This window comes from uncultured Rhodoblastus sp., assembly GCF_903903185.1.
Classification (GTDB): Bacteria; Pseudomonadota; Alphaproteobacteria; order Rhizobiales; family Beijerinckiaceae; genus Rhodoblastus.
In genome coordinates this window covers 1-11,400 of the sequence record NZ_CAIUXT010000073.1, presented here as the reverse complement: position 1 = coordinate 11,400, position 11,400 = coordinate 1, and the positions used below count along the sequence as shown (strand labels likewise).

The window sequence follows — 11,400 nt, the reverse complement described above, 5'->3', positions numbered from 1 at the left end:
CGATGGCCGGCATCACCCCGATCTTGATCTCCGGCTGGCCGAATTTCGCCGTCTCCGAGGCGATGATGAAATCGCACATCATCGCCAGTTCGCAACCGCCGCCGAGCGCATAGCCCGACACCGCCGCGACGATCGGAACGCGGATGGTCGGCAGCAGGTCCCACAGATGAAACCAGTCGAGGCGATGGGCGTCCATATAGCTCAGGCCCTGCATTTCCTTGATGTCGGCGCCGGCGGCGAAAGCCTTTGGCGATCCCGTCAGCACGATGCAGCCGATGTCGTCGCTGGCGTCGAAAATCTTCAAGGCCCCGGTAATGTCGATGGCGCTTTGCACATTGAGCGCGTTGAGCGCCTGCGGGCGGTTGAGGGTGATCAGCCCGACGCGGCCGCGCTGTTCGACCAGAATGGTCTCAAAGCTCGGAAAAGAAAGCGCGTTCATGGTCTTGAGCCTCCGTGCGCGGCGCGCAAAAATTCGATGACGCCGGAAAAATCCTTATCCGCGCCGCCCGCGGCGACGAAAGCGTCGAAAATCCTTGTGGCGTGAAGCCCGAGCGCGGTCGTGGCCCCGGCGTTTTCCGCCGCCGCCTGCGACAATTTCAGATCCTTGAGCATCAGCGCGGCGGCAAAGCCCGGCTTGAAGGAATTATTGGCCGGGCTCGTGGCGACAGGACCCGGAACCGGGCAATAGGAAGTCAGCGACCAGCATTGGCCCGAAGAGTTGGAGGCCACGTCGAACAGGGCCCGATGCGACAGACCAAGCTTTTCGCCGAGCACGAAAGCTTCCGACACCGCGATCATCGAAACGCCCAGAATCATGTTGTTGCAGATTTTCGCCGCCTGCCCTGCGCCGGCGTCGCCGCAATGCACGATTTTCTTGCCCATGGCGGCGAGGACCGGCTTGGCGGCGTTGAACGCGTCATCAAGCGCGCCGACCATGAAGGTCAAGGTCCCGGCGGTCGCGCCGCCGACGCCGCCCGAAACCGGCGCGTCCACCGACAGCATACCGGCCTTGGCCGCCGCCTCATGGGCGACATGGGCGCTTTCAATATCGACCGTCGAGCAATCGATGAACAGGGTTTTGGGATTGGCCGCCGCGAGCAGGCCGTTGTCGCCGGTATAGGCCTCGATCAGATGCTTGCCCATCGGCAGCATGGTGAGAACGACCTCGGCGCCCTTCGCCGCCGAGGCGCCGCTTTCGGCGCCGGCAATTCCCGCCTCCCACGCCCGTTGCAGGGCGGCGGCGGAAAAATCGAAGCCGGAGACGTCATGTCCGGCGCGGACCAGATTGGCCGCCATGGGAAGCCCCATATTGCCCAATCCGATGAAGGCGATCTTGGTCATTTTTCCTCTCCCATTTTGGCGCTGCGCGCCTTATTTTCCGGCGATCAGGCTCCGCGCCACGATGAGTTGCATGATTTCGTTGGTTCCTTCGAGAATCCGGTGCACGCGCAGGTCGCGAACGATTTTCTCGACGCCATATTCGGCGAGATAGCCATAGCCGCCGTGCAATTGCAGCGCCTCGTCGGCTGCCCTGAAACAGACGTCGGTGACGAATTTTTTCGCCATGGCGCAGAGTTTGGTCGCCTCGGGATTTTTGGCGTCGAGCGCGCTCGCCGCGCGCCACAGAAACGAGCGCGAAGCCTCCAGATCGATGGCCATGTCGGCGAGGCGGAACTGCAAGGCCTGGAATTCGTCGAGACGCCGCCCGAAAGCCTGCCGTTGCGCCATATAGTCCAGCGTCCGCTCAAGCGCATTCTGCGCGCCGCCGAGCGAACAGGCGGAAATATTGAGCCTTCCGCCGTCAAGCCCGGCCATGGCGATCTTGAAGCCGGCGCCCTCCGGTCCGAGGCGATTGGCGGCGGGCAGACGCAGATCCTCGCAGATCACCTGCCGCGTCGGCTGGGCGTTCCAACCCATTTTTTTCTCAATGGCGCCGAATGAAAGCCCCGGCGTCCCGTTTTCGACGACAAAGGCGGAAATGCCGGCGGCCCCGGTCTCGGCGGTTCGCGCCATCACCAGATAAAGTTCGGAGGCTCCGGCGCCCGAAATGAACTGTTTGACGCCGTTGAGCACGTAGCCGTCGCCGTCGCGGGTCGCGAGCATCCGCAAGGCGGCGGCGTCGGAGCCCGCGGCCGGTTCGGTCAGGCAATAGGAGGCGAGATGCTCCATCGTCACGAGTTTGGGCAGATAGCGCGCCCTTTGCGCCTCGTCGCCGAAACGGTCGATCATCCAGGTCGTCATATTGTGGATCGAGATGAACGCCGCGACCGTGGGGCAACCGCCGGCCAGCGCCTCGAAAATCAGCACGGCGTCGAGCCGCGTCAGGCCCGAGCCGCCAAATTCCTCGCGCGCGTAAATCGCGCCCATGCCGAGTTCTCCGGCCTTGCGGAAAACATCGAGCGGAAAATGCTTCTCCCGGTCCCATTCGAGCGCCCTGGGCGCCAGTTCCTCGCGCGCGAATTGGCTCGCCATCTCAAAAATGGCGCGCTGCTCGTCGTTGAGCGCGAACAGATTGATCTTGTCCTGCGCCGAATGGTCCAGCATCGGAACTCCCCGCGTTTCACGCCCTGATTCGTCTTGGCTTCGAAGCCTGATCTGGCGGACGAACCTAGCAGCATTGGACCTTGAGGAAACGCCCCAAAAAGCACGATCGTTCTGCATAAATCCCGAGATATCCCGTCACGCCGCGCCGCCGAAACCGTATTTTCTCACAACCGTTTGGCGTATATGTGCATCGAAGCAAGAGGCCGCCTCGTTCAAACCGGCGGCGACAATAAAAGACGGGAGAGGAAAGCCCATGGTTGCGGAAGTCACTCATTTCATCGGCGGCCAGCATGTCCGGGGAGCCTCGGGCCGTTTCGCCGACGCCTACAAGCCGATGACCGGCGAAATCATCTCGCGCGTGCCGCTGGCCTCGAAGGCCGAGGTCCGCGCGGCGGTCGAGAACGCCCGCGCCGCGCAGCCGGACTGGGCGGCGACCAACCCGCAGCGCCGCGCCCGCGTGCTGATGAAATTCGTCGATCTGCTCAACCGGAACCTGGATGAACTCGCCGCACTCCTGGCCAGCGAACATGGCAAGACCATTCCCGACGCCAAGGGCGACATTCAGCGCGGCCTCGAAGTGGCGGAATTCTGCATCGGCATCCCGCATCTGCTGAAGGGCGAATATACCGACAGCGCCGGTCCGGGCATCGACATTTATTCGATGCGCCAGCCGCTCGGCGTCGTCGCGGGCGTCACCCCGTTCAATTTCCCGGCGATGATCCCGATGTGGAAATTCTGCCCGGCCATCGCCTGCGGCAATGCGTTCATTCTAAAGCCTTCGGAGCGCGATCCGGGCGTGCCGCTGCGTCTCGCCGAACTGATGATCGAGGCTGGCCTGCCCGCCGGCATTCTCAATGTCGTCAATGGCGACAAGGAAGCCGTGGACGCCATTCTCGACGACCCGGATATCAGGGCCATCGGCTTCGTCGGTTCGACCGCCATCGCCGAATATATTTATTCGCGCGGCTGCGCCAAAGGCAAGCGCGTGCAGGCCTTTGGCGGCGCGAAAAACCATATGGTGATTATGCCCGACGCCGATCTCGACCAGACCGTCGACGCCTTGATCGGGGCTGGCTATGGTTCGGCGGGCGAACGCTGCATGGCGATCTCGGTCGCGGTTCCGGTCGGCAAGGCCGTCGCCGACGAGTTGGTCCGTCGGCTCATTCCGCGTGTCGAGGCGCTGAAAATCGGCCCCTCGACCGATCTTGCCGCCGATTACGGCCCGCTGGTGACGCAAGCCCATCTCGACAAGGTCAAATCCTATATCGACATCGGCGAGAAGGAAGGCGCGAAGCTTCTGGTCGATGGACGCGGCTTTTCGATGCAGGGCTATGAAAAGGGTTTTTATCTCGGCGGCTGCCTGTTCGACGAGGTTACTTCCGACATGCGCATCTACCGGGAAGAGATTTTCGGGCCGGTGCTGTCGGTGGCGCGCGCGGCCAATTACGAGGCGGCGCTCAAACTGTGCAACGACCATGAATATGGCAATGGCGTCGCCATCTACACCCGCGACGGCGACGCCGCCCGCGATTTCGCCTCGCGCGTCAATGTCGGCATGGTCGGCGTCAATGTGCCGATACCGGTGCCGATCGCCTATTACACTTTTGGCGGCTGGAAACGCTCAGGCTTCGGCGACCTCAACCAGCATGGCCCCGACGCGGTGCGCTTCTACACCAAGACCAAGACCGTCACCGCGCGCTGGCCCTCCGGCGTCAAGGATGGCGCGAGTTTCGTGATCCCGACGATGAACTGATCCCGGCAGCTTCGCTCACCGGCGCGCCAGAAACCCCTTGAGCCGTACCAGAGCCTCGATCATGTCGGCCTGAGCCCCGGCATAGGACAGACGCAGCGACAAATGGCCGCGTTGCGGGTCGAAATCGACGCCCGGAGTCGCCGCCACGCCGGCGCGATGCAACAGGTCATGGCAAAATCGCGTCGAATCGTCGGTGAATCGGCTGATGTCGGCATAAAGATAGAACGCGCCATCGGCGGGCGCGAGCCGGTCGAATCCTAAGTTCGGCAGGCCATCGAGCAGGATTTCGCGGTTGCGCCGATAGCCTTCCTTGACCGCCTCCAACTCGTCGCGGGCGTCGAATGCCGCGACCGCTGCGATCTGCGACAGGGTCGGCGCCGAAATGGCCAGCGATTGCTGCAACCGCTCCAGCGGGCGAATCAATTCCAGCGGGGCGACCAGCCAGCCGATCCGCCAGCCGGTCATGCAATAATATTTGGAGAAGGAATTGACCACGATGGCGCGGTCGGAAAATTCCAGCGCGGTCCGCGCCGGCCGCGCATAGGTCAGGCCGTGGTAGATTTCGTCGGAAATGAAAGGCGCGCCCTCGGCGGCGCAGAATTGCGCAATGTCGCGCAAGCAATCGTCGCTCATCATCGCGCCGGTCGGATTGGCCGGGCTCATCGCCAGCACGCCGTCGAGTTTTTGCGCCGCATGGGCTTGTCGCAGCGCCGCCGCCGTCATCGCGAAGCCATTGCCGGAATCGACCGGCAGTTCCACCGTCTCGACGCCAAGGGCGGAAAAGATGTTGCGATAGGCCGGGTAGCCGGGACTTGGGATCGCCACCCTGGCGCCGGCGTCGAACAGCGCCAGAAAGGCCATGATGAAGCCGCCCGACGAGCCGGTGGTGACGACGACGCGCTGCGGATCGACCGCGACGCCATAGGTCTCGGCATAATGCCGGGCGATGCGCCGGCGCAGCAAGGCGAGCCCGAGCGCGTCGGTATAGCCGACCGGCCCGCCCGCGAGCGCCGCAATCGCCGCCTCGCGCACGAGGCGCGGCGGCGGCGCGCACGGCTCGCCCACTTCCATATGGACGATTCGCGCGCCGGCCTGTTCGAGCAATGTCGCCTCGCGCTTGACGTCCATGGCGATGAAAGGCGCGATGGCGGCGCGGCGGGCGGCCTTCAGCTGGTCGATGGTCATCCGCGTCATCCGAAAAAATTTGCGGGGTCGGAATGGTCGCGCCGCAATTCGACCCCAAGCCCGTTCTAGTGCATAAGCAGCGTTAGATTTTTCTCCGGGAGTTGTCCATGTTCGACCTGCGCCGCAAGGCGATCTTCGCCGCCGCCTTGAGCCTCGCCGCATTTTCTCTCCCCGCTGTTTCGGCGGAATTCAGCGCCTCCCAGAAGACCGAGATCGAGGGCATCGTCCATTCCTATCTGCTCGCGCATCCCGAAGTGCTGCGCGAGGTATCGGTCGAACTCGAAAAGCGCCAGAAGGTCGAAGAGGCGGATCTGCGCGGCCGCGCCATCGCCAATAACAAGCAGGCGCTGTTCGATTCGCCTTTCCAGGCGACGATTGGCAACCCCAAGGGCAAGATCACGCTGGTCGAATTTTTCGATTATAATTGCGGCTATTGCAAACGCGCGCTGGTCGATCTCGTCAACCTCGTCAAGGCCGAGCCGGAGCTGCGCGTGGTGCTCAAGGATTTCCCGGTGCTCGGCGCCAATTCGGTCGAGGCGGCGCAGGTGGCGTCGGCCGCCCGCAAGCAGATTTCCGGAGACAAATTCTTCGAATTTCACCAGAAACTGCTGATGTCGCGCGGCCCGGTCGGCCGCGAGCAGGCGCTCGCCGTCGCCAAGGAACTCGGCCTCGACATGGACCGGCTGCAAAAGGACTTGAAGGACCCGTCCATTCGCGCCGGCATCGAGGACGTGATGAAAATCGCCGATGCGCTGGCCCTGACCGGCACCCCGTCCTATGTCGTCGGCGACGAGGCGGTGGTCGGCGCGGTCGGTTTCGCGGAATTGAAGACCAAGGTCGATGCGGTCGGCAAATGCGGCAAGACCGTGTGCTGAAAGCCAGAAGCGATTATAGTCCTTCCCATTTCCCGATGACCCACGCCTCCGCCTGCGCGCCTTTGCGCCAGTCGGCGAAGGCCGGCAGCGCCAGAATGGCGTCGGCATAGTTTTCCGCGCCCGGGTCGATTGGCAACGCATAGGTCGCGATACGGCTGGCCACCGGCGCGAAAAAGGCGTCGGCGGCGCAAAAATCGCCGAACAAAAACGGCCCCCGCGCGCCGGCGAATATCGCCTCGATCCGCTCGAGATCGGCTTGCGCCGCGGCGTCGATCTCGCGCAGGCTCAATCGCCTGTCGCGGCGAAAATTGGTCGGGCAGCTTTGGCGCAAAGCCTGAAAGCCCGAATGCATTTCGCAGCAGAGCGAACGCGCCAGTGCGCGGTCGCGCGCCTCTTTGGGCCAGACATTTTTGGCGGCAAATTTCTCGGCGAGATATTCGACGATGGCGAGCGAATCCCAGACCGCGATTTCGCCGTCGCGCAGCACCGGGACTTTTCCCGTCGGCGCTTCGCGAAGCAGGGTTTCGCGCGAGCCCTCGACATAAAGCGGCGTCACGACTTCGGCGAAGGGGATGTCGAGCGTGCGCATCAACAGCCAAGGACGCAGCGACCAGGAGGAATAGGCCTTGTTGCCGATGAACAGCGTCAGGGACATGGCGCGTGCCTTTTTCAGGTTTTCTGGTCGGGCGGCTCTATCGGTCCGCCGGATTTTTTCCAGGCGGAAAAGCCGCCCTCGACATGGGCGACCGGCGCCAGCCCCATTTTCTGCGCCACCGCCGCCGAAAGCGCCGAACGCAGGCCGCCCGCGCAGAAGAACACGAAAGTCTTGTCCTGTTGAAACTGCGGCTTGGCATAGGGACTGGCCGGATCGATCCAGAATTCGAGCATGCCGCGCGGACAATGGAAGGCGCCGGGAATGCGCCCCTCGCGCGCCAGTTCGCGCGGATCGCGCAGATCGACGAACAGCACGTCGTCGCGCCCAAGCATGGCCTGCGCCTCGGGTAAAGTCAGGGTTTTGACGGCGGCGTTGGCTTCCGCCAGCATCTGCTCGACGCCATAGGTGATCTGGGACGGCATGACAGGGACTCCCGTGCGCGAGCGGAGCGAAGCAATCCAGTTGGCGCCGGGACGAGGCGACTGGATTGCTTCGTCGCTTCGCTCCTCGCAATGACAAAGCGTTTCGATTGGAGCTTATGGCCGCCCGCCCGTCAACTTGGCCCGCTTGACCCCGGCCCGGGATTTTCCGAAAAGGCCCCATGACCGAAAACAATTTCCCGGCCCAAAGCGACCCCCTCGCCGAAGTGATTCTCGCGCTTTGCGCCGCCGCCAGCCCCGGCAAGACCATCGATCCCGCGGAGGCGGCGAAATTTTACGCCCGCCAGCGCGACGAGGACGATCTCGCCTGGCGCGCCCATCTGCCGCAGGTGCGCGGCCGCGCCGTCGGTCTGGCGCGGGCGGGCAGGCTGGTCATCTATCGCAAGGGCAAGCCGGTCGACCCGGATGATTTTCGCGGCGTTTACCGCCTCGGCCTGCCCAGTGGCGACTGAGGCCGCTGGCAGGAGTGAAAATGTTTTTCATCGTGTCGAAACTGTTCTGGTTTATCGCCTCGCCGCTGCATTTCCTGCTCATCGCGCTTGGCGTCGGACTGTTTTTCGCCCCGCGCCGCGCCTTCGGCCTGAAGCTGGCGGCAGCCGCCGCGACCGGGCTGGCGCTGATCGCCTTTTCGCCCCTCGACGCGCTGCTGCTGCGGCCGCTCGAAGACCGTTTCCCCACCCAGTCGCCGGTCATGGCGCCGCCAAAAGGCATTATCGTGCTTGGCGGCGCGCTCAGCGAACGCATCTCGAAGGCGCGGGGCCAGATCGCCGTCAACGAAGCGGCCGAACGCCTGACGGCGGCGGCGGCGCTCGCGCGGCTTTATCCGGACGCGCTACTGGTGTTTTCCGGCGGCTCCGGCTCGCTCATCGACGACCGCGACAGGGAGGCGGCCGCCGCCCACCGGTTCTGGAGCGAACTCGGCGTGCCCGAAAACCGGATGATGTTCGAGGATGCGTCGCGCAATACCTATGAAAACGCCGTCTTCACGCAAAACCTCGTCCATCCGCGCCGGGACGAGAAATGGCTATTGGTGACCTCGGCCTTTCACATGCCGCGCTCGATCGGCATATTCCGCGCCCTGGGGATGAACCCCCTCGCCTTTCCGGTCGATTACCGCACCGAAGGCGCGAAGGGCGATTTCCTGCCGCCCGCCGACGGCGCGCAGGCGATCCAGAACGTCGAGACCGCCTTGCGCGAATGGGTTGGACTGGTCGCCTACCGGCTGACCGGCAAAACGGATGCGCTGTTTCCGGCGCCCTAGGGCTTGTGGACACTTGTCGGGTCGACGTGGATTTGGTCGAAATGAGACGGACGGCAGGAGCGAGACGAAGCCAAAACGTAAGATATTGGCGAGGCTTGCGAGGCGCCAGCCGGCCATTTCGGCCAAACCCGAAGGGCGCGCGGGCGTTTTGCCCCCTGCTAGATTGATGGTTTAACATCACAATTCAGGCAAAACGCCCGTGCGTCACCGCGATGCGACAAGCGTCCGCAAGCCCCTGCCCTCAGTTGGCGGCGAAACCATTGGTCTTGAGCCAGGTCTGCCAGTCCTTGGCGTCGCCGTAAAAGGCGTTGCGGTCGACGCGGGTCGGAATGCCCTTGACCCAGCCGTCCGACTGGTACTGCCAGAAATGCCAGGCGCGATCGCCGTATTTCACCGAAGGCCGGTGCTTGGTCGAGCGAATCCACATCGGATATTCCGCCAGCGCGTTGTCGTAAAACATCGCCTCGTAGAAATCGACCGTGGTGTAGATGATCGGCTTCTTGCCGTAAAAACGCTCCATCTCGGTCAACATGTTCTTGATGTCGCGCAGGGTCTGATCGCGTTGCAGACGGCGGGGACAGGTCGGCGAGGTCGGCGTCGCCTCGACGTCGAGCACCGGAGGCAAGGCGTCGGCGTCGGCAGGCACCGTCTTTTCGAACAGCGCCATTTCTTCCTGCCAGGAGCGGCACCAATAGACGAAATGATAGGCGCCATGCGGCAGTTTCGCCGCCTTGGCGCCGTTCCAGTTCTGGAAGAATTTCGAATCGATGAGGTCGCCGCCCTCGGTCGCCTTGATATAGGCGAATTGCACGCCGGCATCATGCGCCGCGTTCCAGTCGACATTGCCCTGGTATTTCGACACATCGACGCCGTGGATAGCGAAATTGCGCGCCAGTTGCGTCGCTTCGGTTTCCTTGTAGTCGCCCGAGCGCGAACCGGTCAGCGGCCGCTCGGGCAGGACGGAAGGGCCCGGCCCGCAGGCGGCAAGCGAAAGCAGCGCGGCGGGAAGGACTCCGGCCAGCGCGCCTTTCAGAAGACTTTTAAGCGAAATCTCACACATGCGGGCAAATTACCCCTCAGGCGGTAACGAGTCCTTAAACTGCGTCAACTTCGACTTGAACTTAAATTTCAGCCTTTTGCAAGGCGCGCGCCGCCCGCGCCCTTCCCGATGCGGCCATGAAAGCCTTCATTTTCCGCGATTCCCGCGGCGCCGAGCTTGCATTGCAGCGCCCCGGAGGCCAATACAGCCGCTGTTTTTCACCGCGCAGCGACGCGTCGCCGCAAGGGAACTTTCGCCATGATGGCAAACAGAGCGTTAATCGCCGCTTTGCTCTTCGCTGGTCTCGGCGCGGGCCACCCGCGCGCGCAAAATTGCGGCCCCGAGGTCTTGGGCGTCTCGCGCACGATTGCGGTGGGCGGCGCGCCGCAACTCGGCCTCAAGACCTATCCGCAAACCCTCGACCTCAAGGACCATGAAGTGGTCCTGACCTTCGACGACGGCCCGGCGGCGACCACGCCCGCCGTGCTGGCCGCGCTCGACGCCCAATGCGCCAAAGCGACGTTTTTTCTGATCGGCCGCAACGCCGCCGGGCGGCCCGACCTGGTGCGGCGCGAGATCGCCGCGGGCCATACGGTCGCCAATCATTCCTTTTCCCATCCGTCGGTGTCGCTGGCCGGCCTGCCGCTGGAGGCCGCGCTGGCCGATATCGATCGCGGCGTCGCGGCGGTGGACAAGGCCGCCGGCGGCAAGGCGTCGAAGTTCTTCCGCTTTCCCGGTTTTGGCGATTCGCCGGCCCTGCTGGAGGCGCTGGCGAAAAGGAACATGCCAGCCTTCGGGACCGATCTCTGGGCCTCGGACTGGAACAAGATGACGCCGCAGGCCGAACTGGAACTGACGATGGAACGGCTGCGCCACGCGCGCGGCGGCATTTTGCTGCTGCACGACATCCACAAGCGGACGGCGGACATGCTGCCCGCGCTGCTGGCGCGGCTCAAGGCGGAGGGTTTTCATCTGGTCCATCTCGTCCCCGGCGACGCGCCGCCTTCGATCCGCCCGGCCCCGCCCGGCTGGAAACCCGAGACGGCGGGCTATTTCAGGCAATTTGGGAATTTGCGCGCGGCGCAAGGGACCGGGGCGGCCCGAAGGATCGAGCCGGCGCCGGAGAAGCCGAGGCCTCCAGAATGACGGAAAAAACCATGGATAGCCCGGCAACTGGCGAAATTCGCGCGGCCTTGACCTGCCTGCGCTGCCGCATCACCTCGACCATCCTGTTCGATCCCGAACCGCCGGGATTCGTCGATGGGCTTCCCGATCCCTTCGAATGGCAATGCCGGTTCTGCGGTTACAAGACTTTCTATCCGAAATCGGCGATCACGATCCTGACCCCGCAGAACGAGGCCAAACCGTTCGACGCCAAATGAGGCGGGCAGACCGGAAAAGCTTTGGGAGGGGATCGCGCAAAAACGCGGCGACGTCATCGCGACATCGACTCAATTGGTGCGGCCAAGAGGACTCGAACCTCCACCCCGGTTACAGGACTAGCACCTCAAGCTAGCGCGTCTACCAATTCCGCCATGGCCGCAGGAATAAAAGGGTCTGGCCGAAGCCGAACCGCCGGTAGGCGCGTCGTCTAACAAATCGCTTCCGCCGTGGCAAGCTGTTCGGCGGCGATTCTTCCAGGCGGGGT

General features: G+C 63.6%; 13 protein-coding genes and 1 tRNA gene. 6 read left to right on the top strand and 8 right to left on the bottom strand.

The features are described from left to right. The 3 genes from QZY01_RS06850 to QZY01_RS06840 all read right to left on the bottom strand — a co-directional run. On the bottom strand, positions 1-439 hold a 439-nt coding region (locus QZY01_RS06850; RefSeq protein ID WP_294535027.1), incomplete at its 3' end, for an enoyl-CoA hydratase-related protein. Continuing rightward, positions 436-1,341, bottom strand: coding sequence for a 3-hydroxyisobutyrate dehydrogenase (gene mmsB / locus QZY01_RS06845; protein ID WP_294535024.1), 906 nt, complete (start codon positions 1,339-1,341; stop codon positions 436-438). The genes QZY01_RS06850 and mmsB, both read right to left, overlap by 4 nt. Positions 1,342-1,371: 30 nt before the next feature. Then, entirely contained in the window at positions 1,372-2,544 is a 1,173-nt protein-coding gene (locus QZY01_RS06840; RefSeq protein ID WP_294535021.1) for an acyl-CoA dehydrogenase family protein, read from the bottom strand. A gap of 253 nt (positions 2,545-2,797) precedes the next feature. Here QZY01_RS06840 and QZY01_RS06835 point away from each other — a divergent pair, with 253 nt between their 5' ends. Further along, positions 2,798-4,297, top strand: coding sequence for a CoA-acylating methylmalonate-semialdehyde dehydrogenase (locus tag QZY01_RS06835; RefSeq protein ID WP_294535019.1), 1,500 nt, complete (start codon positions 2,798-2,800; stop codon positions 4,295-4,297). A gap of 15 nt (positions 4,298-4,312) precedes the next feature. On the opposite strand, the gene QZY01_RS06830 is transcribed toward QZY01_RS06835, so the two are convergent. Beyond that, positions 4,313-5,482: an aminotransferase class I/II-fold pyridoxal phosphate-dependent enzyme gene (locus QZY01_RS06830; protein WP_294535016.1), complete on the bottom strand. Its 1,170-nt coding sequence runs from the start codon at positions 5,480-5,482 to the stop codon at positions 4,313-4,315. A gap of 107 nt (positions 5,483-5,589) precedes the next feature. On the opposite strand from QZY01_RS06830, the gene QZY01_RS06825 reads away from it, so the two are divergent. Beyond that, positions 5,590-6,357: a DsbA family protein gene (locus QZY01_RS06825; protein WP_294535014.1), complete on the top strand. Its 768-nt coding sequence runs from the start codon at positions 5,590-5,592 to the stop codon at positions 6,355-6,357. A 13-nt stretch (positions 6,358-6,370) separates the two neighbouring features. Here the strand turns inward: QZY01_RS06825 and QZY01_RS06820 are convergent, their stop codons facing one another. Both QZY01_RS06820 and QZY01_RS06815 read right to left on the bottom strand, forming a co-directional pair. Beyond that, on the bottom strand, positions 6,371-7,012 hold the full coding sequence (locus QZY01_RS06820) for a glutathione S-transferase family protein (RefSeq protein ID WP_294535011.1): 642 nt from the start codon (positions 7,010-7,012) through the stop codon (positions 6,371-6,373). A 14-nt stretch (positions 7,013-7,026) separates the two neighbouring features. Beyond that, positions 7,027-7,434: a rhodanese-like domain-containing protein gene (locus QZY01_RS06815; RefSeq protein WP_294535008.1), complete on the bottom strand. Its 408-nt coding sequence runs from the start codon at positions 7,432-7,434 to the stop codon at positions 7,027-7,029. 179 nt (positions 7,435-7,613) lie between these two features. Here QZY01_RS06815 and QZY01_RS06810 point away from each other — a divergent pair, with 179 nt between their 5' ends. Further along, on the top strand, positions 7,614-7,904 hold the full coding sequence (locus QZY01_RS06810; RefSeq protein WP_294535006.1) for a DUF3253 domain-containing protein: 291 nt from the start codon (positions 7,614-7,616) through the stop codon (positions 7,902-7,904). Positions 7,905-7,924: 20 nt separating this feature from the next. Beyond that, on the top strand, positions 7,925-8,713 hold the full coding sequence (locus QZY01_RS06805; protein ID WP_294535005.1) for a YdcF family protein: 789 nt from the start codon (positions 7,925-7,927) through the stop codon (positions 8,711-8,713). A 241-nt stretch (positions 8,714-8,954) separates the two neighbouring features. On the opposite strand, the gene QZY01_RS06800 is transcribed toward QZY01_RS06805, so the two are convergent. Beyond that, positions 8,955-9,773, bottom strand: coding sequence for a GH25 family lysozyme (locus QZY01_RS06800; protein WP_294535003.1), 819 nt, complete (start codon positions 9,771-9,773; stop codon positions 8,955-8,957). 237 nt (positions 9,774-10,010) lie between these two features. Between QZY01_RS06800 and QZY01_RS06795 the strand changes: the two genes are divergently transcribed. Together QZY01_RS06795 and QZY01_RS06790 are read left to right on the top strand one after the other, a co-directional pair. Next, positions 10,011-10,898 (top strand): polysaccharide deacetylase family protein, encoded by an 888-nt coding sequence (locus QZY01_RS06795; protein WP_294535001.1) that lies wholly within the window; start codon positions 10,011-10,013, stop codon positions 10,896-10,898. A gap of 11 nt (positions 10,899-10,909) precedes the next feature. Next, positions 10,910-11,134, top strand: coding sequence for a hypothetical protein (locus QZY01_RS06790; RefSeq protein WP_294534999.1), 225 nt, complete (start codon positions 10,910-10,912; stop codon positions 11,132-11,134). A 74-nt stretch (positions 11,135-11,208) separates the two neighbouring features. Here the strand turns inward: QZY01_RS06790 and QZY01_RS06785 are convergent. Continuing rightward, positions 11,209-11,295, bottom strand: a tRNA-Leu gene (locus tag QZY01_RS06785). Positions 11,296-11,400 lie beyond the last annotated feature (105 nt).